General features: G+C 35.3%; 23 protein-coding genes. 12 read left to right on the top strand and 11 right to left on the bottom strand.

The window, feature by feature from the left end; all coding sequences use genetic code 11:
• A complete protein-coding gene (locus ACRRSQ_RS06185; protein ID WP_440874841.1) occupies window positions 1-939 on the top strand; it encodes a putative metalloprotease CJM1_0395 family protein in 939 nt (312 codons plus the stop codon).
• A 154-nt stretch (window positions 940-1,093) separates the two neighbouring features.
• On the opposite strand, the gene pyrE is transcribed toward ACRRSQ_RS06185, so the two are convergent.
• Window positions 1,094-1,735 carry an orotate phosphoribosyltransferase gene (pyrE, locus tag ACRRSQ_RS06180; RefSeq protein WP_440874840.1) on the bottom strand — a complete coding sequence of 214 codons (642 nt, stop codon included), beginning with the start codon at window positions 1,733-1,735 and terminating at the stop codon, window positions 1,094-1,096.
• A 24-nt stretch (window positions 1,736-1,759) separates the two neighbouring features.
• Window positions 1,760-2,473, bottom strand: coding sequence for a ribonuclease PH (gene rph / locus ACRRSQ_RS06175; RefSeq protein ID WP_440874839.1), 714 nt, complete (start codon window positions 2,471-2,473; stop codon window positions 1,760-1,762).
• Window positions 2,474-2,624: 151 nt separating this feature from the next.
• Here rph and ACRRSQ_RS06170 point away from each other — a divergent pair, with 151 nt between their 5' ends.
• The 8 genes from ACRRSQ_RS06170 to ACRRSQ_RS06135 all read left to right on the top strand — a co-directional run bounded on the left by ACRRSQ_RS06170 (window position 2,625) and on the right by ACRRSQ_RS06135 (window position 12,910).
• Window positions 2,625-3,137, top strand: a complete 513-nt coding sequence (locus tag ACRRSQ_RS06170) for a thioredoxin family protein (RefSeq protein ID WP_440874838.1) — start codon at window positions 2,625-2,627, stop codon at window positions 3,135-3,137.
• 5 nt (window positions 3,138-3,142) lie between these two features.
• The gene (locus ACRRSQ_RS06165; RefSeq protein WP_440874837.1) at window positions 3,143-3,850 is read left to right on the top strand and encodes a gluconate 2-dehydrogenase subunit 3 family protein; all 708 of its coding nucleotides are present in this window, start codon (window positions 3,143-3,145) and stop codon (window positions 3,848-3,850) included.
• On the top strand, window positions 3,847-5,541 hold the full coding sequence (locus ACRRSQ_RS06160) for a GMC family oxidoreductase (RefSeq protein ID WP_440874836.1): 1,695 nt from the start codon (window positions 3,847-3,849) through the stop codon (window positions 5,539-5,541). Before ACRRSQ_RS06165 ends, ACRRSQ_RS06160 begins: the two co-directional genes overlap by 4 nt.
• Before the next feature lie 127 nt (window positions 5,542-5,668).
• A complete protein-coding gene (locus tag ACRRSQ_RS06155; protein ID WP_440874835.1) occupies window positions 5,669-6,625 on the top strand; it encodes a DM13 domain-containing protein in 957 nt (318 codons plus the stop codon).
• 109 nt (window positions 6,626-6,734) lie between these two features.
• Complete coding sequence (locus tag ACRRSQ_RS06150; RefSeq protein ID WP_440874834.1) at window positions 6,735-7,598, top strand: YicC/YloC family endoribonuclease; 864 nt, start codon at window positions 6,735-6,737, stop codon at window positions 7,596-7,598.
• A 193-nt stretch (window positions 7,599-7,791) separates the two neighbouring features.
• On the top strand, window positions 7,792-9,003 hold the full coding sequence (locus ACRRSQ_RS06145; protein WP_440874833.1) for a tyrosine-type recombinase/integrase: 1,212 nt from the start codon (window positions 7,792-7,794) through the stop codon (window positions 9,001-9,003).
• A gap of 61 nt (window positions 9,004-9,064) precedes the next feature.
• Window positions 9,065-11,044, top strand: coding sequence for a glutathione synthase (locus ACRRSQ_RS06140; RefSeq protein WP_440874832.1), 1,980 nt, complete (start codon window positions 9,065-9,067; stop codon window positions 11,042-11,044).
• Between the two features lie 6 nt (window positions 11,045-11,050).
• The gene (locus ACRRSQ_RS06135) at window positions 11,051-12,910 is read left to right on the top strand and encodes a DEAD/DEAH box helicase family protein (protein WP_440874831.1); all 1,860 of its coding nucleotides are present in this window, start codon (window positions 11,051-11,053) and stop codon (window positions 12,908-12,910) included.
• Between the two features lie 61 nt (window positions 12,911-12,971).
• Here ACRRSQ_RS06135 and ACRRSQ_RS06130 read toward each other — a convergent pair whose 3' ends face one another.
• Genes ACRRSQ_RS06130 through pglZ form a run of 3 tightly spaced genes read right to left on the bottom strand, consistent with a single transcriptional unit; the run spans window position 12,972 to window position 15,448 of the window.
• Entirely contained in the window at window positions 12,972-13,127 is a 156-nt protein-coding gene (locus tag ACRRSQ_RS06130; protein ID WP_440874830.1) for a hypothetical protein, read from the bottom strand.
• 14 nt (window positions 13,128-13,141) lie between these two features.
• Window positions 13,142-13,864 (bottom strand): zeta toxin family protein, encoded by a 723-nt coding sequence (locus tag ACRRSQ_RS06125; RefSeq protein ID WP_440874829.1) that lies wholly within the window; start codon window positions 13,862-13,864, stop codon window positions 13,142-13,144.
• Between the two features lie 9 nt (window positions 13,865-13,873).
• Window positions 13,874-15,448 (bottom strand): BREX-1 system phosphatase PglZ type B, encoded by a 1,575-nt coding sequence (pglZ, locus tag ACRRSQ_RS06120; RefSeq protein WP_440875304.1) that lies wholly within the window; start codon window positions 15,446-15,448, stop codon window positions 13,874-13,876.
• Between the two features lie 273 nt (window positions 15,449-15,721).
• Here pglZ and ACRRSQ_RS06115 point away from each other — a divergent pair, with 273 nt between their 5' ends.
• Entirely contained in the window at window positions 15,722-16,093 is a 372-nt protein-coding gene (locus ACRRSQ_RS06115; RefSeq protein WP_440874828.1) for a hypothetical protein, read from the top strand.
• A 227-nt stretch (window positions 16,094-16,320) separates the two neighbouring features.
• Complete coding sequence (locus tag ACRRSQ_RS06110) at window positions 16,321-16,602, top strand: hypothetical protein (RefSeq protein WP_440874827.1); 282 nt, start codon at window positions 16,321-16,323, stop codon at window positions 16,600-16,602.
• A gap of 84 nt (window positions 16,603-16,686) precedes the next feature.
• Here the strand turns inward: ACRRSQ_RS06110 and ACRRSQ_RS06105 are convergent, their stop codons facing one another.
• From ACRRSQ_RS06105 to ACRRSQ_RS06085, 5 genes are all read right to left on the bottom strand, one after another.
• Complete coding sequence (locus ACRRSQ_RS06105) at window positions 16,687-19,584, bottom strand: type III restriction-modification system endonuclease (RefSeq protein WP_440874826.1); 2,898 nt, start codon at window positions 19,582-19,584, stop codon at window positions 16,687-16,689.
• On the bottom strand, window positions 19,585-21,522 hold the full coding sequence (locus tag ACRRSQ_RS06100; protein ID WP_440874825.1) for a site-specific DNA-methyltransferase: 1,938 nt from the start codon (window positions 21,520-21,522) through the stop codon (window positions 19,585-19,587). It lies immediately after the preceding gene.
• Between the two features lie 80 nt (window positions 21,523-21,602).
• On the bottom strand, window positions 21,603-21,887 hold the full coding sequence (locus tag ACRRSQ_RS06095) for a hypothetical protein (protein ID WP_440874824.1): 285 nt from the start codon (window positions 21,885-21,887) through the stop codon (window positions 21,603-21,605).
• A gap of 218 nt (window positions 21,888-22,105) precedes the next feature.
• Window positions 22,106-22,921 carry a hypothetical protein gene (locus tag ACRRSQ_RS06090; protein WP_440874823.1) on the bottom strand — a complete coding sequence of 272 codons (816 nt, stop codon included), beginning with the start codon at window positions 22,919-22,921 and terminating at the stop codon, window positions 22,106-22,108.
• Window positions 22,922-23,361: 440 nt separating this feature from the next.
• On the bottom strand, window positions 23,362-24,039 hold the full coding sequence (locus ACRRSQ_RS06085; RefSeq protein ID WP_440874822.1) for a hypothetical protein: 678 nt from the start codon (window positions 24,037-24,039) through the stop codon (window positions 23,362-23,364).
• Window positions 24,040-24,343: 304 nt separating this feature from the next.
• On the opposite strand from ACRRSQ_RS06085, the gene ACRRSQ_RS06080 reads away from it, so the two are divergent.
• Complete coding sequence (locus ACRRSQ_RS06080) at window positions 24,344-25,690, top strand: hypothetical protein (protein ID WP_440874821.1); 1,347 nt, start codon at window positions 24,344-24,346, stop codon at window positions 25,688-25,690.
• 40 nt (window positions 25,691-25,730) lie between these two features.
• On the opposite strand, the gene ACRRSQ_RS06075 is transcribed toward ACRRSQ_RS06080, so the two are convergent.
• Complete coding sequence (locus ACRRSQ_RS06075; protein WP_440874820.1) at window positions 25,731-25,835, bottom strand: PEP-CTERM sorting domain-containing protein; 105 nt, start codon at window positions 25,833-25,835, stop codon at window positions 25,731-25,733.
• Window positions 25,836-26,812 lie beyond the last annotated feature (977 nt).

Here is a 26,812-nt window from a genome sequence, read left to right as displayed (position 1 = left end):
ATGAACATCACTTCGCAAACAGCAGCCTTACCTTTAGCTACGGTGGTAAACCCACCGACTGATAGCTTGCGTCGTGAAAATGTCTCGCGTGAATTAATTACTCAACCAACTGCGGCTAGTCAATCTGCCGCAGAAAAAGGTGTTGCCTCAGATAAAGAGCGCGCAAAAACACCTGCACAACAAAATGAGCAAGTTGATTTTACTAGCCTAAGAAAACAAGCTGAACAAGACGCTGCAACCATAGGTGATTCCACCGGCGATGCACAGCAAGAGTCGTCTGAGCAAAAATCATCACAGCAAGATGAACAGCATCAGCAACAAACCAACCAGCAAGAGCACGATCATCCAGAGCATGAACATCAAGAGCAAGCCGAGCAGCAACTTATTAAAGAGCTGGTTGCGCGCGACGCAGAAGTTAAACGTCATGAAAATGCGCACGCATCTGTTGGCGGTTTGGCAACAGGGGCACCAAGTTATCAATATCAAACAGGTCCTGATGGTAAGCGTTACGCAGTAGGTGGTGAAGTTTCTGTAGATTTAACAGCAGTTAGTGGTGACCCAACAGCAACGATCGCAAAAATGCAGCGCGTACAAGCCGCTGCTTTAGCGCCGGTAAACCCTTCAATTCAAGATACTAAAGTTGCGGCAACAGCTGCAAAAATTATACTGCAAGCGCAAAGCGAGCTATTAACGGCAGAAGCCGAGCAAAAGCAAGGGCTAAGTAGTAGTGAAGCGAAACAGTCTTTAGCAGACGACGAGACAGAAAGTTCAAACGAGTTTGATACTTTTATAAATCAAACTTTAGCTGCGCAAGCGTCTATCTCAACCGAACGTTCGGCAGACGTTATTGCCAGGGCAGGTCGAATTGAACATTTTTATGATGAAATTAATCAAGCTTATGAAAAGTCAGGCAAGAGTCATTTTCAAATAACGGCTTAAAGGTAAGTTATAAGCTGCAAGTTAGAAGTGGAAAGAGAAAAGCCATAAGCGGCAAGAAATAAGTATTAACGAGTCAATTATTTTCATAAAAAAACGCCAACAGATGTTGGCGTTTTTTTATTCTATCGCACTGATAATGCTTACAGCTTTTAGCTTAAATCCCGTAGTCTTGACGGTATTTTTTAATCATCACTAAGCTTTCTTCTTGGTCACCTTGCTCTTCAAGGTAAGTGATAACATCGCCTAAAGTGACAATAGAAATAACTTGGGTACCAAAATCACGTTCAACTTCTTGAATGGCTGACAATTCACCTTGGCCTTTTTCTTGGCGATCTAAAGCAATCAAAACGCCAGATAGTTCTGCGCCATGGTTTTGAATAATTTCCATTGATTCACGAATTGCTGTGCCCGCGGTGATCACGTCATCAACTAACATGATTTTTCCCTCAAGCGCTGAACCAACTAAGCTGCCGCCTTCGCCGTGAGTTTTTGCTTCTTTACGGTTAAAGCAATAAGGCATATCCATATTGTGATGATCAGCTAAAGCAACCGCTGTGGTAGTTGCAATTGGAATACCTTTGTATGCTGGGCCAAACAGTAGATCAAATTCAATATTTGAATCTGCTAATGCGGCAGCGTAATAACGACCCAAACGCGCTAAGTCGCCACCAGTATTAAATAAACCAGCGTTAAAAAAGTAAGGGCTAGTACGACCCGACTTTAAGGTAAATTCGCCAAAACGTAATACCTGTTTTTGAATGGCAAATTCAATAAATTCGCGTTGATAGTTTTTCATAATTTTGTTCCTAACCGTGGCTGTTTAAGCTAGTGCGGCTTTTTGTAAATCAAATAATTCGTTGATAGCATTTTTAGCTAAACCTAACATGGCTTGCATTTCATCAAAGCTAAACGGCTCTTCTTCGGCTGTGCCTTGTACTTCAATCAATTTACCTGTGTCGGTCATTACCACATTCATATCGGTATCAGCAGCTGAATCTTCTGGGTAATCTAAATCAGCAACGGGCTCGCCGTTGTATACACCTACAGAAATAGCGGCAATCATATGCTTTAATGGGTTGGTTTTAATAATGTCTTTAGCGCGCATGTAGTTTAATGCGTCTACTAAGGCAACACATGCACCGGTGATTGAAGCTGTACGTGTTCCACCATCGGCTTGAATTACGTCGCAATCAACACTAATGGTATTTTCGCCTAACGCTTTTAAATCAACTGCAGCGCGCAATGAGCGAGCAATAAGACGTGAAATTTCAAGTGTACGGCCACTTTGTTTACCGCTTGCAGCTTCTCTGCGCATACGAGTATGAGTAGAGCGCGGCAACATACCGTATTCAGCAGTTACCCAACCTTTACCTTGGCCTTTCAAAAAGCGTGGTACACCTTCTTCAACAGAGGCAGTACAAATTACTTTGGTATCACCAAATTCAATTAAGACGGAACCTTCAGCATGAGCTGTAAATTGACGAGTAATAGTTACAGGACGAATTTGACCTGTTGTTCTGCCGCTTGGACGCATATTGAGTACCTTCTAAAAATTAATTGCTGCGCATTATAATAGTTAACGATGAACTTTGACATAATGACCAGTAAACTATTTTGAAATATAGTGTCATTAGTTCAGGTCTGTTAATAGTAAGTTTGTTTATCTAAGTTTTTGGGGAGTTTTAATGAAGTTTGTTAGTGCATTTATATTTGCGTTAGTGGTGATATTTAGTGTGTCTTTGTCTGCAAAAGAAAACGCAGAGTTACCTGCTTACAGTAAAGTGTATGACGACCAACGTGACCCATTTGTTGATGCCGCTGATGCAATTAAGTTAGCGCAACAAACTAACCGTAATATCCTAATAGAAATTGGCGGTAACTGGTGTACGTGGTGCCATAAAATGGATGCATTTTTATTGGCAAACCCCAAAATTTATAATGACCTACACAGTAAGTACGTATTACTAAAAGTGAATGTAAGTGACAGCAATGAAAATGCTGAATTTATGGCTGGTCTTCCTCCTGTTTTGGGCTATCCTCATATGTATATTTCGACTGCAAAGGGCAAGATGTTATTGTCTAAAGATACCGCTGAATTATTAGATGGCAGTGAATATTCCACTGAACACTGGCAAGCGTTTATTGATAAATGGCAAGTGAATAATCAAGTACAAAATGCATCTTCAACCGGCGAGTAATTGTTATGTCATTCTTTCAAAAAAACTTCCAAACCCCTTTGTGGTTTAAACAAAAACAAGCGGCTATGCAAAGTCGTCGTCAGTTTTTAAAGTCAGCCGCAGGCGCTACCGCCATTGCAACAATGTCGTTACCTGCATTGAGTCAAGACTATGCCGATAAAATGCGTGATGCGAAACAAACACCCGAATGGCAAACCCTAATTGCGGTGCAAAATCACTTGTTACCAAGTTCAGCTTCAGGACCAGGCGCAGAAGAAATTCAAGCCTTTGTTTATTTATATAATATCGTGCATTTGCAACCTACGGAACAAGACGAAATTGAATTTATCTTTAACGGTGTCGGCTGGTTAAACGGTTATAGCCAACAGCAACATAGTAAAAATTTTATCGCCTTAACCACAGATGAAAAAGAACAGATACTGCGTGGCATTAGCCGTTCACGCGCGGGTGAAAATTGGCTAAACACCTTACTCGGTTATATTTTTGAAGCCATGCTTTCACCGCCGGCTTATGGCGGAAACCCTAATGGCATTGGTTGGCAATGGTTAGAGCACAAAGCAGGTTTTCCATTACCTAAAGCTGGCCAACGTTATTTTGAAATACCGGCTGGGCGCAGCAAAGGGTTGGCTAGTCAAACAACTGCCAGAGTAACTGCTGAAAATATTATTCCCGTTAAACACGTTTCTACACAGCAAAAGGTGAAAAAAGCATGAGTTATGACATTTGCATAGTCGGCAGCGGTGCTGGCGCGTCACCTGTTGCCTATACCTTAGCCAAAGCAGGTGCGAAAGTTTTAGTCTTAGAAAAAGGCCCTTGGCTAACAGAAAAAGAGTTTTTTAAAGATGAGTTAGCGATAAGTTTACGCGACTCCTACAACCCCAAACTGGCTGATGAACAGCATGTTATTGAAGAAGAATACATCGATGACGACGGCAAAACGTTCTGGGACAAAGAAGCAACAAGCGATTCTGGTTGGAGCTTTTGGAATGGTAGTGTTGTGGGTGGTTCGTCGAACTTTATGAGTGGTTATTTTCACCGACTAAAGCCGATTGATTTTAAATTGAAAACGCACTTTGGTGATATTGCCGGTGCAAATGTCGCCGATTGGCCAATTAGTTATGACGAGCTTGAACCTTATTATGCCAAGGTAGAACAAGAAGTTGGCGTTTCTGGTCGTGTAGTTGATCACCCACATCAAGAACCGCGTTCTACCGACTTTCCTTTTCCGCCTTTAGTTGACCATAGCGTATCGACATGGATAGACGCTGCCGCAGATAAAATTGGCTATCATGCCATGCCAGTGCCTCGCGCTATTTTATCTACTCCAGCAATGGGGCGCAGAAGTTGCGAATACTCTGGCTATTGCAGTAGTTATGGTTGCTCTTCGGGCGCGAAAGGTAGTGGTCGTGCGGCATTACTTAATCATGCGGTGGCGAGTGGAAATTGCACTATCGTTCCTCATGCTAAGGTTTATAAAATTGCCACCGATGACCAAGGTGAAATTTCAGGTGTGCTTTATTATGACAAAAAAGGTAATAAGCAGCGCGCTTTAGCAAAAATTTATGTTGTGGCTTGTCAAGCGGTAGAAACCTCACGTTTATTATTAGCCTCAACTGGTAAGAAATTCCCTAACGGATTGGCGAATAATCAAGGCCAAGTAGGTAAAAATTTGGTCTTTAGCGCAGGCGGAACGGGCAGTGGCGATTTTTTCTTTGATGATTTAACAGAAAAACAACAAGCCGAGCTTAAACAAGTGGGTCCGTTTATTAATCGCGCCCTGCAAGACTGGTATCAAATAAACGACAAAAGCTTTGGCAAACCGGCAAAAGGCGGCACCATTGACTTTCTTTTCCATCAAAATCCTATTGCCCGTGCGTACGGTTCGCAATGGGGAAGTGACGATAATTTAGTGTGGGGCGAGCAATTAAAACAAAATTTACACACTGAATTTACCAGTTATAAAACGCTGCGTTTTGAAGTGTTTAATGATTGGTTGCCGACAGATGACTGTTTTGTTGCCTTAGATGAAGACGTTACCGATAAATGGGGCGATCCTGTGGCTAAAGTGCGCATTGGTTATCATGATCACGACTTAAAAGTAGGTGAATACTTAACGCAAAAAGCTGAAACCTTGTTGCAAGCGATGGGCGCAAAAAATATTTCATCTTCGGTTAGCGGTTCGCCGCCGCCTAATTTAATGGCTGGCGGCTGTCGCTTTGGCAACGATCCTAAAACATCGGTCTTAGATAAAAACTGCCAAGCCCATGAAGTTGACAACCTTTATGTTACCGACGGCTCGTTTATGCCAACGGGCGGCAGTGTTCCGTATACCTTTACCATTTATGCCAATGCGTTTCGTGTTGCCGATAAAATTGTTCAGCAATGGCAAAAAATTACCGCATAAGTGCTATTTATCGCTAGAAAATGCGTGCCATAAAAATGTGATACTTTTGTGAATATCTCATTGCAACTTATTCGCTACACTGAAGTTATCAGAGTTTTTTGTACAATGAAAAGGTTGGTTTGAAACAATGAAATATGTTTTTTTACTTAGTTTAGTATTTGGACTTAGTGCATGCGGTGGCGGTTCAAGTGATGGTGAAGCTGCGAATAATTCCCCTGAAGCTGTTACTCCAGTGCCAGATAACTCGACACCAGATACATCCGCACCAGAAGTATTTACCGGGCAATTTATCGACGCTGCTGTGTCGGGGTTGCAATATCAAACCAATACCGCCAGTGGCACAACGAATTCGGCGGGTGAATTTACCTATCTAGCTAATGAGTCTATTACCTTTTCTATTGGCGGTATTAATTTTCCAACGGTTAATGCGCAAACACTGGTTACGCCGCTGACGTTATTTTCAACCGATGATATTAATGATACGCAAGTGGTGAACTCCCTTAGACTATTGCAAAGTCTCGATCAAGACGGCGATTTAAGTAATGGTATTCATATTCCCGATGCAATACATCAAGCAGCAGAAAATTTAACCCTTGATTTTTCAGCGGCTAATTTTGCCGAACAAGTGGAAAGTTTATTGGCCGATAATCTTGTCTTTAACATGTCGCTAATCACCGCAGATGATGCGATTTATCACTTCGAGCAAAGCCTTGCGCAGCTTAATCAAGACAATAATGGCAGCTGTGAAAAAACGCATGCTATGGTTGGCTGGAGTGGTTTCTTTTCTACCCAAAGTCATAATGTTGCAGGTAAAGCGACAGTGATTGATGACTGCACCATTGAAGTCAGTCAATTTTATTACGACGGAGGCGGACCTGAAGTATATTTCTACGCGGCAAAAAATAATGATTTTGCGAGCGACCAAGCCTTTGCGATTAGCAGCCGTATTACTGGCACTGTTTATGAAAACAATACCTTCCCGTTAAAATTACCCAACGGCAAAACGTTAGACGATTTAACCGGTTTAAGCGTGTGGTGTGTAGACTTTGCCGTAAGCTTTGGTGAAATGGAGTTTAGTCCTTAGTTTGCGCTCGAATAAAGTTATTACATATTCGCTACTGGCAAGTCTGGATAGATAGCTATGGCTCAGGCATAATTGGTTATTATTTGTTAAATATAACCAAGGTTTAGATATGATCCATAGCATGACAGCTTTTTCTCGCCATGAAGTGAAAGGCGACTGGGGTAACGCGGTATGGGAAATTCGCAGTGTTAACCAACGTTTTTTAGAAACTTATTTCAGATTACCTGAGCAGTTTAGAAGCATAGAGCCGATTTTACGTGAGCGTTTTCGCAAGCAATTAAATCGCGGCAAAGTTGAATGTAATTTACGCTTTAACGCAAATCCTGCCACAAAAGGTAATTTATCAATCAACAAAAACTTAGCAACTCAGCTTATCGAACATGCTGGTTGGATTAACGAACAAACCTTAAACTGCAAAGTGAACCCTGTTGAAATTATGCGCTGGCCGGGCGTAATGGAAGCAGAAGAAACCGACATGAACGTAGTGCAAGCAGAAATTTTGGCAGGCTTTGATCAAGCCTTAAAAGACTTCATCGCCGCACGTGCTAGCGAAGGCGAAAACATGAAGGTGCTTATCGAGCAGCGCCTAGACGCCATTATTGCAGAAGCCGACAAAGTTAAAACCCACATGCCAGAAATTATTGAATGGCAACGCAACCGCATTAAAGACAAATTCACCGATGCAAATATCGAACTAGACTCAACCCGCGTTGAACAAGAGCTCGTACTACTTGCGCAAAAAATGGATGTTGACGAAGAAATCGACCGACTATTTAGCCATGTGAAAGAAACCAAAAGTATTTTGAAAAAAGGTGGTGCACAAGGCCGCCGTTTAGACTTTATGATGCAAGAATTTAACCGCGAAGCGAATACTTTGGGCAGTAAATCAATCAATTCAGACATCACTAATTCAGCGGTTGAGTTGAAAGTATTGATTGAGCAAATGCGTGAGCAGATCCAAAATATTGAATAGTGTCTAGTGCTGTCTTTTGTTGATGTGAGTGCGCTGTTTTTAAAGGTTTTTTGTTTTTTGATGTCTGCGGTTGTATTGGGTTGTCTGGTGGGTTCTTAGTTTTATTGGTGGGTTAAGTGGTGAGTGTGCTATAGTTTTTATAAAGTAGGGTGGTGGGTATTTTATCCCTCCGTTATATAAGGGCTACAGCACAATGGGAAAGTTGACCGCTAAACAAGTTACTTCATACGCCAAAGGCGAACCTAAAAGGTACGCCGATGGTGATGGTTTATATTTTGTTGTTCCTAAATCAGGCAAACCATATTGGATGCTTCGATACACTGCCAATAATAAACGTAAAGAAATGAGCTTAGCTAAGCTAAGCGATATGTCGTTAGCCGAAGCTCGGTTAGAAGCTGCATTACAAATGAAGCAGCTTCGTGACGGCTTAGATCCCTTACTTGCCAAAAAACGTGCTGAACAAGCAACCATTCAAACAGTAGATGATCTTTTTGAAGATTGGCATCTTGGAAATATTAAACGCCTTAAGCACCCCAATATACCTGCCCGTGTATATAAAAAAGATATCTCGCCACATATAGGTAGCTTAAAAGCTTCTAGCGTAAATGCTAGAGACATAAGAGACTTATTAAAGTGCATTGCTGATAGTGGTCGCCCGGCTATTGCTAACGATGCACTTATGTATTGTAAGCAGCTATTTAACCACGGTATTAAACTCGACGTTATCGGTGCTAACCCTGCTAGCGCTTTTTCTGTTTCTGATGCTGGCGGTGTAGAAAAAAGTAAAGACAGAGCTCTAACCATTGAAGAATTAACCTTTACCTTCGCAAAGTTTCGAGAGTACAGCGACAGTTTTGCACGTGACAATTATTTAGCCTGTGCCCTGTTAGTTTGCTTAGGTGTCCGAAAAGCGGAATTAACCGAAGCTGCTTGGTCTGAGTTTGATCTTGATAAAGCGGTTTGGAGTTTACCAAAAGAACGAAGTAAATCGGGAGTGGGTATCGAAATCCCCCTAGCGCCCGTTGTTATAGAGTGGCTAAATGAGCTGTATATAAGAGCCTGTGGCTCTGAGTATGTGTTTCCGAATAGGAGAGCAAGCAAGCGACCATTTATGGGGCCTGATACGCTTAATAGAGCGATTATCAAACTCTTTGGTCATGAAGCTGGTAAGAAAAAACAACCACCCAATGTGATGGGTGATATGCCTCACTTCACTGTTCATGATTTACGTCGAACGTGCCGAACCTTATTAGCTGCACAAGGCACTCCCGGGCATGTTGCAGAGCGTTGCTTAAACCATAAACTCAAGGGAGTAGAGGGTATTTATGATCGGTATGATTATTTCGAGGAAAGAAAAGAAGCGTTAGTCCTCCTATCAAAAAAATTGGCTATCGTTATAAAATGACTTTTAGATAGTTAATATTTTGTTTTAATAAGATATATAGTTAATTATTTAAGGGAATAGAATGAACCAACCCGAAATTCACCGCCAACGCATAAAAGATATTTTTTTAGGCGACTCTCTTCACCAGCATCAAATTAACGCTGCTCAAAAAACTTACTCTGCTTTTGATAAAGATGTCAGAGCCGTTGTTACCGCCGCAGAAATGCAAGCAGGTAAATCTGGTATTGCTCTAGCCCTATGTTGCTTTCAAAGACTTAATTTGTCAGATATTGATATCTGTGATCGCAAACAACTTAAAGACACTCTCTATTTGGTAACAATGCCTGATACTGCTTTACGAGATCAAGCGGAAGATGACCTTAAACTAGCCAAGAATGTCGTTGTTAGTAATTTTGTAAACTTTGAAAAAGCGTTAGAGGCTGATTTCAAAGGGAATCCCCCTAAGCTAATTATTATCGATGAGTGTCACTATGGTTCAAATGTCACTGGTATTAGATATAGCAGTATTTTTGATTATTTAGAGCAAGAAAATGACACCTGCAAAGTTGTATTTATATCAGCCACTCCGTTTGGCGCATTATATGGTGCTGAAACTGAATATGAAGAAGCATTAGAAATAAGCTCTGAAGCTGAAGAGGATCATAATGAACAATTACTTCAAGAATCTAAGCAAGCGGCTAGTAATGCTCTAAAAGACTCAATTTTGCGTCGAGACTTTAGTACTCGCTTGGTATTCCATAAAACCAGCAATGAATATTACGGTGTGAGGGAAATGCTGAACAATGGCCGATTAATCAACTTAGATGATGATTGCCGGAATTTTCTAATTGATTCAGAACAACGCTTAAACTTCATGAACCAATTCAAGCAACACGAAGGCATGGGCTGGTCATTAGTTAGAGTTCCTGCTGGTAATGCCATGGACGCCAAACAGTTCTTCATTTCACAAGGCATTGAAGAGCATAATATATTTATATTAGGAAACTCTCTATCAGGAGTACCTGAAGATGAACTATCCACTATAGATAGATTCAAAAAAGATTTTGAAGATGCTCAATTGTTTGGGGATAAGTTAGTAGCCATCACCGTTGCTGGTTGTCGGGCTGGTATCAACTTCGGCGCTATGATGAAGAACAACTTAATTTCAACTTGGGACAGTACAGTAGCGAGTGTTGCAGCGGTTGTTCAGGCTAACGTTGGTCGAGCTTGTGGTTATCATGGTAATAATACATCTATGCATTATACCAACGGTAATGCGGCTGAAGCTTACGGTGCAATATTAGATTATCTAGAAAGAACATGCTCTGATCATGCTGCATCAGACTTTGATGGTTTAAAAGAGTTCTTTGAAGACATTTGCCAGGAGTATCATGTAAATGGTTTAGACGTAGGTCTAACTATCAAATACAAAAGACGCCGACCAATAGGCGACGTTGAAACTTACTCAACAGATGGTTTTGTAGCCGTACCAGCAAAACTTTTAGAAGATGATTTTGACTTCAATATATTTACCAAAGATAAGTATATGCTTTCTGCAATTAATATTTTAAGAGAAGAGTTCACCAAAAAAGGTGCTCCTTCTGTTAAAGGTAATCGAGCAATGCGAGGTAAAAAGAAAAACTGGATAAAAGCGCAATGGGTAAATGGTGATAGTTATGATAACCCTGAAAAAGCAGGTGTAGATGGCCCACAAAAAGATAGAACGATTATGCTCACAGATTTGTTGAATAACGATGAGTTTGTTGAGTTTAATCGAGTAGTAGCACCCGGCTCAGGAGAGCTAACAGAAAACAAACTCATTACTGCAACGGTATTCAGTATTTATAATATTTCTCGTCGTAAAGTGATCAAAACAATCATGACAGAGCATGATGTATGGGATATGTGTGATCATTTTAATATCCCTCACGACGATACAATGTTCGTGCTTTACAAACGTGGTGAATACCATATTGAAAGAAGTATTGCCAAAAAAGAACATAATAAGTTACCTGAAAAATCTGGCAGCTTAAGTGATGAATCACAATTTTCAGCGAAGTAATCTTTTATGACTAATTCTGCAAATTTGCACCGCAATGCGATTGAGAAGGTATTATCAGAAAATACCTTTGAGCATCAGCGTAATGCCGCACAAAAAGCTTTTAAAGATTTTGAAAATAATAGGGCAGTGGTCATTGCGGCTGAAATGCAATCAGGAAAATCAGGTATTGCTCTAGCTTTATCAGGCATGCAAAGGCAGAAACTTAGTGATGCCGACATATGCGATCGTAAGCAACTAAAAGATACATTGTACTTGGTTACAATGGCAGACCTATCGTTACTTGAACAAGCTAAACAAGACTTAGCTCCATGTAACAACGTAGTAGTCAGTAACTTTACTAACTATGAATCTACTCTTACTAGTCAATTTAAAAATCAACACCCTAAACTCATCATCATTGATGAATGTCATTATGGTACTGGTTCTGAAGCTGTAAGATATTCTAAGATTTTTGAGTATTTAGAAAAAGAAAATACTCAATGTAAAGTGGCTTTCATTTCAGCAACTCCTTTCAGTGCTTTATACTCCGCAGGGTCTGATTCGATATTGCGCCATAACTTTAAAACCAGCCTCGTTTTTCACAAAACCAGTGATGAATATCATGGCATTAGAGAAATGCATCGTAATAACCAATTAGTAAAGCTAGCAGAAGACCAACGAAACTTTTGTGACGACTCCCTTTTGAGAAAACGATTCATACGTCAATTTAAAGAACACAACTCAGCAGGATGGTCCTTAATAAGAGTGCCAAGTAGTCAGACGAAAATTGCTAAGGAAATACTTTTAAGTAATGGCATCTCTGAAGATCAAATAATGATAATAGGTCAAAAGCTGGTAGGCGTTGACCATGCTGAACTCGCAAGTATTGATGACTTTAAACGAGAATATCAAACCGCTGTGATGTTTGATGACAAATTAATTGCCATAACCGTTGCCGGATTTAGGGCTGGTATTAACTTTGGCCATGAAATGAAAAATACACTAATTAATACGTGGGATAGTACCATAGCCAATATTGCAGCAATTGTTCAAGCTAACATAGGTAGGGCTTGCGGTTACCATAGTAATACTACCGCTAAACACTACACCAACCTTGATGCCATCAAGGCATATAGTGACTTATTAAACCACCTGGAAGATAGCTCAGGTTCAAACGACTTTGATGGGCTTCATAAGTTATTTGAAGATATCTGCACAAGGTATGAGGTAAGAGGCTTTGACCGAGGAACGAACATTGCCCCTCAAGCTGAATATAAAGTTTCAAGGAAAAAAGACGATAGCCAAACATATTTCACCGATAGCTTTGTAGCAGTACCAGGAATGTTAGCTCGGCCTGAATTTGATTACAGGCAATATACGAATAACCCAACATTACTTAAAGCAATTAACCTAATTAGAACAGAACTACTCAAAGATGACGGGCCGCATCGAAAACAAGGTAGAGCCTTAAAAGGCGACCATCAAAATTGGATTAAGGCACAATGGGTTAACGGTGTAACTTTTGATGATCATACCCCAGGTTGTGCAAAGAATAGAGCAATTGAATTCACCTCCTTGATAAAGCAAAAACAACCTGTTGAATTTAATAAAATTGTCAACCCCGGTGGTGGTGAATCAACTGAAGACAAGAAAGTAATGGCGAGTATATTCAGTGTTTATAATCTCTCACGCCAAATGGATGCGTTCAAACGCTCTATGGATGAAGATGACATAAATGAAGTTTGTCAGATGCTAAATATTGAGGCAGATAACACGGTTATCTTGCTTTATTTACGTGGCGAATTCTCCAGCGAGTTAACTTCTATTAAGAAAGATGATTTATCACAAATCACTTCGACAAGAATTAGAGATAAATCAATATTCTAATCTGAGATCAAAAAAGCCGCTTTCTCAGCGGCTTCATATTTACAATAACTCTAGTAAAAAATTAACTGCAAACTTTAGATTCTTCGATCATAGCTCGTTGAACTGCAACGGTTTCTTTAATTACTTTGTCAAAAAATTTACGCTTATCTTTAGCTGAGCTGTTACGAACGAATTCAGAAAAAGGTGTAGACTTAACTTTTTCGCGTTGTTTAAACATGTCGTACTCCTTATTTAATTAGATTTAGTTATGCCGACGATGGCTTCAAGCGAGGCGCGATTATACTTTTTGCCAAGTAATGCGTCAATGTCACTTACATTAAAGTAAGGTTTTTCTCGGGTACCATCAAGGTTTTTTTCTATAAAAATAATATCTATTTGATCGGTAAATAATTTTTTTAACTTACTTACCACTCGCTGAGACTCTAAAAATTGATTTACAAAAACTACTTCCGGTACTCGCCTTCCTTCAACAATTTCACGAGCCTTAACTAAACACCATGCTTGTTCAGGATCTTGATAAACAAAGATTATTAAAACATATCTTCCCTTCTTTAAAGACCTTTCGATATTGGACTTGGCTTTTTCAAAACTAGAAAGAGTCGAATCAAGTAAAAAACTTACTTTTTTTCTCAGTGCCCTATCATGTATTGCCTCTACTAAAAGTGTAGCTGGCCTTTGAAAAAGAGGCGAATTTAAGCCTTGGTAATCCTCAAACTCCTTCCTGAGTTCATCATTTTCAATATGAACAACTTCAACACCGTGCTCTTGTCTAAATTGAGAGATCATACTTTTGGCTGTTTCAGTTTTACCAGCACCTGGCGAACCAGCCATAAACACAGAAACAGCACTTTCTTCTTCAGGTAAATGATCGACCATTCCTTTAGCTAAAGCTTTCTTCATTGTCTTTGCTTGAACGATTGCTTTTGCCGTTATTTCATCATCAGTTAAAGCCATTATACCAACCTAACTTTCGTTCCTAATATTAATCACAGGCGTCAAACATTCCTGTAAGCTCAAACCACCATGGTTGTAGTAATCTCCAGCAACATAACCTGATATACCTGGAGCCATCGCTACAGAGACATTTTCATTCCAATGCCACGGTACTTTTAACTCAGAAGTATCAACATTATCTTTTAATATTGCACAACGAGCTAAGCGCTTTTTCACCATGTTTTTTGAAATATTAGCTTCTGCTAATTTGTTTGGCACCCATAACCAACCATGATCGGTGACTATACGGATATTTTTCCAGCCTGCTTTTAATAATCCATCGACTCGCGCAACGACGTCTTCCAATACCGCATCAATATTCAGTGGCATCTTCATTTGTTGTTTATGCCCCATGTTGTCTAAATCACCTGTTTGTACCCAGGCGTTACCTGTAGGCTTACCTGTTTCTAGACCATCTAAATATTGCCAACCTTTAACATCTAATGATTTTTTCAAATGGTAAGAGCTAAACTCTGAACCAGAGGCCGCAAGCACTGGCGTAAAGTTATCATTTTCTTGTGCTCCAGAAAGTAAATCTACTACAGGAGTTACCGCAGCTTTTGCAGTTGCAGTTAATGAAGGTAATGCACACCAATTTGTTTTCAAAGAAGTGCTAACTGAAAGCTTATCTAACTTTTGTTGTAATGTTTTTGCCGTATCAAATCGTAAACCATCAACAAAGAAAACAACCTGACTGCCAACATCATATTTCGCGGTTGATTCATTAACTTCATCAGATTTCCCTGGCTTACCAGGATATCCTTCTGCTCTAACCAAGTTTTGAAAATTTAATGTGACTTGTTCTAACCAAGGGGTATAAATTACCGCTAAGATATCAGCGACAACTTGTTGTTGATTTATATCTTTGGCAACCGCCATAGCATTAATAGCAGCAGCATCAGCTTGCCAAAAACGTTCTTTATAAGTATTAGCCATCGCATCTACAGAAGGGCCTGTAAAAGCGATATCAGTGTGTTCAACCACTAAAGTTAATTGCTCTAGAATCGTTAACCAAGGAGATAACCCAAGGCTATACCATAACCATGACTTTCTTTCTGCTTGTTGCTCAAAAATCACTAATAACTGCTTTTTAATAACAGCTACATCTTGTTGATCAAAACTAATTAATTTATCAGCAATCTCATTTTCATCTTTTAAGTTTTCACATAAAAAATGGCTGGCATTAAAGGCTAATCCATCAGGTTGAACTGATTTCAGCTTTTCAACTAATAATGGTAAGTTATGCGCCGTATCTTCAAATCGCTGCCACACTGCCTGCCATTCACCTTCTGATTCACACAAGCTAAATAACACTGAGTTGACATCAGCCTTTTCAGGATCAAAGCCAAAGTTATCCGAACACGTTTGTTTGAAAATAGGCCACTTACTGTCTTCCCATAAAGCTTGTTTATCTTCAGGATTATTTAACCAACCTAGAATATCTTTTGCAGGGTCATCCATTACAATATTAATAAAATCTTGAGCTTCTAACTTTTTGCCTCTTAATGACTCATCAGGTGTTTCACATTTTAAAAAAGATTTTATGGGGTTTAATAATTCTGAATGAGGAAATTTGAATGCAGCAAATCATTTTTTTCAACTTTTTTCGGATTTTTAATTATAAGTAAAGTTCATTTTGATATATATAGACGATAAAAGGATTGTAGAATACTTTATCAAAACAGCCATTTTATTATTATAAATCCTTTCCTATATTATTGTATATTCCCTATATTATCATATAGTTAGCTTTCTTTTCTTTCTGTTTTTCATCTGTTAATGTTTCCTCGTCTTAATGACTTAAACAAGGAAAACATTATGAAAATAGTAAAAACTTTAGACAAAGCAATAACAAATCACTTTGAGTACAAAAATGACTTAACATTTTATATGCATCAAGATCGCTTTGAGCATTTTAACACTCACAAATCGAGAGATAACGAGCTAACTCTTGAGAACTTTTTATTGAATCAATCTGATAAATCTAAGCACCGTTATAGCTCAATTGAGCTTGAGCAAGATTGGCAATATGATGTAGAAAGAGAAGTTCTTATCTCTTCAAGCAGCAACCTAATTCGTTATGCGCTAGTACCTTTACTAATTAAAGAAAAGCAAACTAATAAAGAATTTAAAGTCGGACAAAACCATATAATCACACCTGATAATTTGGTTTATAAAATTTCAAGTTAAGTTAAATGCCAATACCTAGGTGCAACTAGATATTGGCGAACCTAAAACCGCTACAGATATATAGGATTAATAATATGCTAACAATATTTCGATTAATTACCTACCAATAATTTTAATTAATTCTGATGTTTATCAGATAATTATAATAAAAAACAAATATAAAATTCAGTGAGTGGCTGAAGGAATCCACTCATCCAAAAAATAAAAAAAGATAGGAAATTATTATTATGAAATTAAATAAAAGAGAAAAAGAAGCTTTCGTATTTTTAAAAAATTTAGCAGATTGCTACTTAAATGGTACTTCGCCAGATGTAAATGAAACCGATTTTAATAAATTGCAAGAAATAGGTATAACAATCAGAAGAATTAATCACCGTGAAGTTAAAACCATTTTTCGAGGTAAAAATCTTAAAATATCAAGGCTTATTACTAATGCCCCTTGGTATATAAGAGGCCGATATACGTATGAATACCTACCATTTCAAATCAAAGAATATAAAAAGAGCTAATTAATATTAATTAGCAAAAGATTTTTTTACGTTCCTTATCCATAAAGATAAAAATAGCCTCTAAAGAGAGGCATTTATTTTGTATTATAAATGTTTTTGAATTAAATCTTTTACTAAATCATTAGCAAACTGAGTTTCAAAATTAACCTGCACCTTTTCATTAATCTTGTTAAACAATGCTTGAGCATGTTTTATCTTGCGAGTTTCTTCTTCACGTAAGCTATCAGGTCTATCAACATTTTTTGTTTCAACAACAAAGTTTAAAATCTGATTAGTTTTAGTTTTTACAACATATGCAAAATCAGGCGAATAAGTAAAACCACCAGCTACAGGTATTTTTATTGAGTTCTTTGGTATTTTTGTAAACACTGTTACATGTTCTATTTCATCAATTATATTTTTTCTTTCTAAATCAGAATCATAAAAAACATCTTCAAACAAATATGATTTATGTGGTAACACCTCATCATCACTTTTCACACCTAAGTCACTTGAAAGCACATCTTTTAAAGGTTCACCTCTATCATTGGTAAATTTACTTGGGTGAACAGTGTTTGAAATAACTTTATAATCTAATTGAAATTTATTAAAAGCATTACTCAATAAAAATAAACTAAAACCAGATTTAATTTTACGAATGGTTTGAATATTTAAATATTCAGTTATATCTATATTATCTTTCATTTCCACAAAAGCTTTATGCAATGTAGATATTTTAATAAATGCGAGTTGTGATAAACGTTCTAAAAACTCTCGATAATCCATTGTGCTAAATTTAGCAAAGTCATCATCTTCTTTATAAACATCACGAGACATTGCTATCTCATTATGAATATAAACTTGTTCAATACGAGTTCTTACACCTGTTTTTTTAAAGCTACTAGCTTCTTTATTAAGGTACTGTTTAAAAAGATCTAAAAACTGATTTTCATCTTCTATTTTATATTCAAGTACGGCTTTATTATTAATAATTTCCCATAAACTTTTAAGCTCTTGGTATTTTCCTACTCGCATAGGAGTACGCTTTTTAGCCCCATCAGCTTTTTTAATCTTATTGGCTTTAACTCCAGTAGGAAATGCTTTGGGGTATTCAGCTTTTAACCGTTGATAACCATCACTACCAATAAAGTTTTCATTTTCATCAATAATATCCTTAGATACTAAGTCCATCATTAATTTTAGTGCTGATTTATCAGGGTATTCTGAGTGAATTTTATCTTTAATTTCTTGTGTTAATTTTGTTGGAATAGTTTCTTTAAACGAAGACTCATTAACCTCAGTGATTAATGTATTCACAAAATCCTTTTCGGTAAAATCAACATAATAGTTCAGACTAAATACTTTATCTTTTACACGAGCCATATATTCGTTTACAGGTAAACGAAGCCCACGCCCCACTTCTTGAAGTTTTGACGTTGTGCTACCACTAGAACGTAATTTACAAATTTGGAATACGTTAGGATTATCCCAACCTTCTCTCAGCGTCCATTTAGAAAAGATAAAACGTCTTGGATTATCTAATGATAATAATAATTCTTTATCATGAAGAATTTCATTTATTTCTTGTTCAATTTTATCATCTTTATCACTATTATCTTTAGAGAAATAACCACCGTGTACTAAAGATACATCTTTGATTGTTTTCTCAAGATACTCTCGATAAAACTCATTAGTTTCAGTTTTTAAACATTCTTCAGCTTCTGCAATAATCCATTCTTCAAACTTTTTCTTTAAACTTCCTGAAAGATCATTACCATCACGATAACCTTCAATATCATCAATAAAGAATAATGAAAGAGGCTTAATGCGTGGTTTTTGCGTCAATAATTCACGTTCAAGATTAAAGTGCTCTTTAATCGCTTTACGCATCATATTATCTTCAAGTGTTTCAGCGTAAGAATATGGGTTTAGTGATTCACCAACTTTTAGTTGTATACCATTACTTAAAGCTACAGATGTTTTACTAATACCATCTATAATGAGATCATGAATTTCGCTATGCGCTTTAACTAACGATTCACCTTTAATAAATGAAAACCTTTGCTTATTACCACTTTCATTTAATTCAAAAAACGCTTCTTTTTCTTTTATGCTCTTTAATTTTAAATTGGCACTATCATCACCAACAACATCTTCGATATACGCATTAATACCTTTTACAAGATCATCATTAAAGGCATCTACTGCGGTTAAACGATATACAAGATTCTTATACTCATTAAATGTTGCACCATATCGAATAATATATTGAGCATTGATTCTTTCGATATTTTCCCATGTCTTTTTAGCTGTTGGAAACTTATGAGGTTCATCAACAATAATAATGGGTTTAACAGCTTGTAACGCATCTACAGGGCAATCAAACTGATTATTAAATAAACCAGTATCATATTTATCTTTTTGTAATGAATCAGAGTTGATCATCCCTGAGTTAATAATTAATACATGGATATATTTTTGATTAACACTGTTCGCATTAACAAAGTCATGTATTGATTGCGGCATATAAGCTTTTTTATTCTTATTTGAGCCTTTTTTGCTTTCTACAACATACGTTTTAATTTCACGTTTAGTTTTTCTAAAATGATCTTTTAATGCATCACTTTTTAGAAAATTCACCGTACCAGCTTTAATCGATAATGTTGGCACTATGACTATAAATTTATTAACACCAAATGATTTATTTAAATCATACATGGTTTTGGTATAGGTAAATGTTTTACCTGTACCTGTTTCCATTGAAACATCAATAATATTGCTACAATCATAATATTCTTTACTGTGTTCAATATTATTATAATCTTGCACTGCTTTAATATTGGCGTAGTATTGTGGATCAGAAATATTCAATTCAGGGTTAGCTAATAATTGAGTCACTGGATCCAAAGATAGCTCAGGCTCTGCACCAAGAAATAAACTCATTACGGCACTAATTCCAGCTTCTTGATGAGGTAAGTCCTTTTCAAAAGTAAAACCAGACATTTAATACCTCACCACAATATCAATTTCTAATGATTTTTTATTTGCATAACTTTTCAGAGCTTCATTTAGCTCCATCTGTTTTGCACTCTCAAAATTATTACCATAAAAAACAACTTTATGCGGTGAAAATTCATTGTCTGAATCTAGCTTAGTTAATAACTCTTTTATTGCATCAGTAGAGAAATTAGGCGCAATGAAATACAAACGTCCATCACAATAGTGAGCTTGATAACCAGCTAAATTTATATTTTCTATGTTAGTTGTGAGTAAACTACCATCATATAATGACCAAGTAGTTAATAAGCTTTGATATTGTTCTTCTGTTAAAACTTCATCATCGAACATAGTTAAATTTGATAATGATAATTCTTTATCAGTGTTATCACGAAAATCTTTTATAGTTTCAAAAACCTTAAAGCCTAAATCACCATTGAACGCAGGGTTATTTCCTTTAATTTTTTCAGACGCTTTTAGTAAGCGAGCTTTTGTTATTTCAAATATTGTATTAAATCCCTCACCATGTGCAATGCTATCAGGGGAGGTTTTCTCATCAATTTGAATGGCAATAAACTTTCGTTTTTGTTTATGTTCTGAACAATACTCCATTACTGCGTGAGCTGTTGTGCCAGAACCAGAGAAAAAATCTAAAACTATATCATCATTAAACGTTGAAGCTTCTACGAATCTTTTAATTAAGCTCACAGGTTTAGGAAAGCTGAAGACCTTACTACCAAATAACTCTTGGACTTCAGCCGTACCTTTTCGACTCGACACATCTTTATCAATATGCAAAGACCTTATCATCTTTCCAGTAAGTCGAGTTTTTTGAACTACTCTGTATTCACCTTGATCGGTTCGATACCCTACTATTTCTTTATTCAAATTTTCTTTGGCTTTGGGTTTACCCCATCGCCAAACCCTTGATATTTTATCTTTCTTTGAAACAACAGGGTACACCTCAACCCAACCTTCAATTTTTTCTAAACCTATTTCATAAAAATCCTGCTCAGTCTTTTTTATAGGATTTAAATAAAATGGATAATGCAAATTAGGTCTGGTGGTTGGATTAAACGCAACATTACCGTTATATAATGGATACAGATTAAATTCACTAATTGAATCTTTATACTTAAAGGTTTTATCTTCATCTTCTAAATGCTGAGTCGTTGCAGTGAAAGAATCTTTTGCATAAAACAAAGCGTACTCGTGAGTTTTGGCTATATGTCCGTAATCAATTGCGCTAGGTGATGAATTAATAATAAATTGCCCTAAAAAATTTTGCTCTCCAAAGACTTCATCGCATAAAATTTTAAGTTGTGATAATTCATTATCATCAATTGATATGAAAACAACTCCTTCATCCGTTAATAGTTCTCTTGCAATATAGAGCCTAGGATACATAAATGTTAACCATGCACTATGGCTGTTGGAGCCTTTAGCAGTAAATTCTAATATACGTTCAGCTTCATCCAGGTCAATACTAGCCAGCTCACTAAGTTGTTCTTTGGTAAATTTTCGGTCATCGTTATACACAAACCCATCACCACCAGTATTATATGGTGGGTCGATATATATCATTTTCACCTTTTCAGAATAAGCATTTACCATATGCTTAAGCACTTCAAGGTTGTCACCTTTAATGAGTAAATTCTTACTATTTTGGTTTGTTTCTAGCTGATTATGTTTAACATCTTCATTAATCAATGTTTTCGGTGGTAAGTTTGTAAGTAAGCGAGCATACGATTTACCAAGCCAATCTAAATTGTATGATTCTTTTGATAAATCGATTTTATTTTGATTAACAACTTCAAGCATTTTTTCTTGAATAAAATTACCATCATTATCAAAACACTGAGGAAAATGTTTTTTCAACGTTGCTATTTGCTTGCTATTTACTGTTTCGATATTTGAATGAAGTGTTTCTTCTTGTATTGTCATGGGTATAGTACCTAGAAATAAGACCTGAAAATTTGAATACTTGTAATGATATTTTTTATAAAGATTTATAAATTAATTTTTTATTTATCATTTTCTATAATTTTTACAGAGGCTTCGTTTAAGCCAATTCTGGTAAGTTCAGCAATTGCACCATCTAAACTTTTAAAAATTCTTGGTTCATATGGCTGCCTTGAACTGCTCAAAACGATTGATTTATCTTCCCATTCAGCCGCATTGCCTTTAAAGGTCACAATATAACTTCCTTTAGTACCAACAACTTCAGCACCATCAATCATATTGCTTTCAACTCTGGTTTTAGCCATAGAGCTTAAAATACAATTACCACCATCAATTCCTGACATCATAATGAATCTCTTTATGAATACTTAATATTGATACAATATCAAATATCGTTTCAATATCAAACAATGTTTTATTTAATTTTTATATAGATAGAACTGAGGTTTCACTAAGGGTAGGAGGTTCGCTTGGTATGAACTATTTCGAGTTATTACGCAAAAAACAGAACCTTCAATCTGCTAAGATATTGATCGATTAGATAGTTAAAATTAACTATCTAACTTTATTCAGCTTTACTATTTTTCTTGATTTTTATAATTTTAAATGTTTTTTCTTTCGTTTCTTTTGTTCTACCCTCTTCAAACTCCTTAATCATCCCCTTCTCTTTCAGTTCATTGAAACCTATAAGTAAATCTTGTCTTATTTGTCTATTAGTTCTCGATTCATCATAGTGAACCTTAAATTTATCAAACAATATATTGATTGAATGTGATCGAATGTACCCATAAGATTTAATCTGTAAATAAATAGCCATTGAAGGCCTTTTCTTAAGCTTTTTAAATTCGACTAAATCTATTTTTTGAGTATCAAAATCGTTTACTAACTCATCTACCTCTTTTGAAAAAAGTACTGTATATACAAACTCTGATATTTTTCTAATCTCTAATATAAAAGATGTGTCAACTAAAGGTAATTTGTCTTTTTCTTCATTTCCAGCATATTTGGTTACAGATATTTCACAATATTTAAATTGCTTAATCCTGTTGTACAATGCCTTTCTATTTTCTGGTCTAATTTGTTTACCTATCGCATCTAACATTAAATTAAAATCAATCGTTACTAATGTAGAGCCTTGTAGTTGCTTTTCTCTTAACAAGTAATGGTATATTGGATAATCGTATTTAATATCTAACTTGTACCCCGTATAGGTATGCGCTTCGTTTTTAGTTCTTACTTCTGTATATTTTGTTTTTTGTTGTCTAAGTTTTAAGTTATTTTTCCCCATAACACTAAATATTTTTGATTGAGTTAATGAACTAGGCATAACAGCTTCATGTCCATTGAGGTACAAACCTTTTGTTTTTATTTTTTGTTTCATTTGTTTCTCCATATATACCTTTAATAAGCTCACAGATTTTTATTAAATCAATAGTTAATACGAAAAAAGTTTTAAATTTAATCAATGGAGGTGTAAATGACTGACCTATTTAATGGCTTTAAAAGTGTAAATGACTGACTTTTGGGGTGTGGTTGACTTACTTTAATGTGCAACTGACTTACCAAGCTAGTTTCTACGCCTTATTTTTAGGACGGTTCAGAGTCACTTAAAGATTTTTTAATAGTACTTTTAAAAGAGAGCCTAATTATTTACTTCGTAAACACTTCTAGCTCTCAAAGTAATATTGTAAATTATTTTTTATAGTGAGTTCTTGAACATAGAGTTAAATAATTCAGTTAATCACAATCAGCGGCATGAATAAGTAGCTGAACTCAATTTTCTATAAGCTTCGCTTGTCTGTAGTGGAATTTCTTCGAAATTTAAATTTTGATTTTTATCCTTTTAGACTGTTTTTTCAGCTCTGGATGTAAGTCTATATTTTTTCCTGTGCGGTTATATTCAATATAATTTAAGAGTGATAAATTTTTATTACTATTTTTTTGTATAGATAAAATCGTATTAATTATTGGATCTAGCTTTTTGTAGTTAAAACTTAAAACTGAAGCGATTGACATAATAAAGTGATATTCTTTTTTTTCAGATAGGGGGATTAAATATGAGTTATCACAGAGATAGTCTATTGCACCTTTTTTATCAATTTTAAGCTTATTGAGTACACATTCATCGAATTTAAAATGTACATGTGATTTATCTTTAAAAGCTCCTAATAATAGCCAGAGGAACATTTCTTTTAATGACATTATTGATTTAAGTTCATTTGTATATTCTACGAACAATAAATCATCTTGCTCTTCATGATCCATTTCAAGATGTTCACTGAGTTTTAAGATTAAAGCGTAAAGCTTTTCTAACCCCATTGTTTTATAATTATATTTTCTTAATATAGGGTAACAATTCAGGAGCATTTCAATTTGCTCTACTACCCAATCACTTCGTGTTTCAAGCAATTTCATACCTAATTTTTTATTAATTTTATTTCTTATAGCCTGTTCAATTAATTCAGCGTTATTTAGTTCAATATCATTTGATTTTTTCATGATAATTTAATTAGTTAGATATAATCATAAATACCACTCAGATATTTTTTTTCAACAAGGAAGGGGAATTAATTTGATTAATTAATCTTTTGAGGCACTTTTATGCTTCTTCTATTTCGATAATAAAAAGAAATAATTCAATAAATAATATGTTTTAAAAGTTGCACCTAAGAACTCTATTTTAAAATTAAAAAATTATGAGAAAGTGAATAGTAGTTAAAAAACAAACCATTTTGTTAACTAACCACTTTTGCTTCGCATAAAGATGTTTAATTTTACTAAATGGCTCTACGAGGTCGAATACATGGAGAATAGTACATTACTATACAAACAGATAAGAGTTGCCAAATTCAACGTAAATCAAGCTTTAGCTTTGGTTAAGCATGATATTCTTTTACAGAGTGATGAACAGCTAAAACAAAACAGAATAACTTCAAAATCACACCTAAATATTTATAAATTTAAAGATAAAATAATCAGTTCAAAATCAGATAGAGAAAAAGCATTATTATATGTTGAATCATTATTTATGAACGATAACGCTAATTTTGAAAATATTAAATTTAGCAAAGTTAAAAGCAAATTTAAAAAATGGATTAAAGCTAAAAAAACAACAAAAGAAGAAGTTGAATTATTTAATAAACTATTAAGAATTGCTGATGAATTTTCAGATAGAAAAATCAAGCCAGAATCATTGATAAATAAACTGTCTGGTATAAGTGAGCAAGTAACAAGATTTAATGATAAAAAAAGAGCATTAGAAACATTTGCTGATCTACATAATCAAAAAACTAGTTTAAATATTGATTCATCATCTCAATTAAACACTCGCTTAATATCACTTCTATTTAAAATTCCTGAACATAATAAAATCAAATTGGATGCAGAAACACAAGAGAGTCTTTTATTAAGTTATTACAAAAAAAACTTTTCAAATTATGAAATTATCTTATCTTCAATACATAAAGATGAAGCTACTAGAGATCATGTTCATGTAGTAATAGATGGTTTAAATAAACAAAATAAACAAAATAAACAGTGTGATTTTGTTCAAAATCAATATGCATACATTAAGCTAAAATATGAGCTAACAGAATATCCTGAATTATATTCAGATTGCGAAAGTCACGAGGTAAAAGTGATTGGGGAGTTACTACAAGAAGATTTTTATAATTATGTAAATGATAAATTATTAAATAATAATATTATGTTTATTAAAAAAGAGTATGAAAGTATTCAGCATAAAGATTTAGAACGTGATGTTATAAAAAATGATACTGGAAGGCGCATAGCTGATCGTGAATACAATACAGCTAATTATTTAGCAAAACAAAAAGATAAAAATTATTTAGAAAATATTAATTTAAAAAATGAAAATAAAAAATTGAAGGAAGAAAATTTAAATTTACTTTCATCAATTGAAAATCTGGTAAAATCAACAATAGCTTTTGCAGCAGAATACGCAGATACAGCACTACAAAGAGCATTATTTAATTTTACAGATGGTTATAAAAAGTTATTAAAAATTAATGACTTTATAGCAGATAAAACTCGTGATGAAGCTATAAACCTGCAACAAAATGATGATAAAAAAGAAATGATTAAGCAAGAAACGTTACGAATTAAAAAGGATTTAAAGCCAAAAAATTAGTCTTTTTATATGGCTACAAATCCTTTTAATTTTATCAAATTTAATTTTTTTTATTAAATTTTCTACTAACTAAACCGAACATACCTAAGGCAAAAATTGCTAATGTTGACGGTTCTGGAACAGGTGCAGCATTAGCTCTTGCCACACCGATTAAAGGGTTTCCGAATGATGTCCATTCTTCTGTTTGAAAATCATTTGGTGAATTAGCGATTCTACTTGGATCAGTATATATTTTGACAATCCATTACCAGAAAGTGAAATAAAACGATTGATAGGTAACTGGTTGTTAATAAAAAGACCAGAAATCGGTCTTAATTCAACTTCAGTAATTTACTTGTATATAATAGTAATTGGTTACATAAATGGTTACATTATGGTTTAATTTTCATATTTAATTTAACAGCTTGTTGTTTTTTATGGGGTTTGAGTTGAGAATCAATATTCTAATCCAGAATATTGAGTGATTGGTTTTTACATATATATTCACAAAATCAGCCAAGCTTAGTGCCTCATTCAGATTTTATTCGCGAAATATTCAGTGGAATTAATAAAAACTTGCTTTGAGGTGGTGACTTTGGCGGTGACTACTCACCACTTGAAGCAACTTGTCTCCTCATTTTACTCACCATATTTTGGTTGAGAACTTGAGGAGAAAATTTGTGAGTAAAACCGATAAATCTAAACAGATTAAAGCCTTCGTTTATTCTGGTGAACTCACCTTTCAGAATGTCTATCGTAAACTCATGCATCTGAGATCTAGTAATTGCTCTTTGCTATTATAGTAATGTTCTCTTAATAGAAAGACTCAAATAATGCGTATCACTAACCCCAACGCTCTTAAGCAGGCACTAGCCAATAACCAACTAGAATCCAAGGTCCCTCCTAAGAAGGTCAAAGAACTTTTAGAAAAAGCTTTGACTGATTCGACTATTATAAATTCTCAAGTTCTAAATTTACTGCGTAGTAGCTAATTCACAATAGTTCACCACTACTATTGAACTATTGTTGAGTTACTACTGTAACAGTATATATTCACTAGTAGTGGTGAATTATTGGGTGTTATCAATATAATTTTTATGCTCGTTATAATAGTTATGACATAAAAACACATTTTCTTATACA

The organism is Thalassotalea sp. PLHSN55 (genome assembly GCF_052030545.1).
In the GTDB taxonomy this organism is placed as follows: Bacteria; Pseudomonadota; Gammaproteobacteria; order Enterobacterales; family Alteromonadaceae; genus CANMXU01.
Note: the sequence above shows the minus strand (reverse complement) of the source record. Positions and strands in the feature narration are given on the sequence as shown.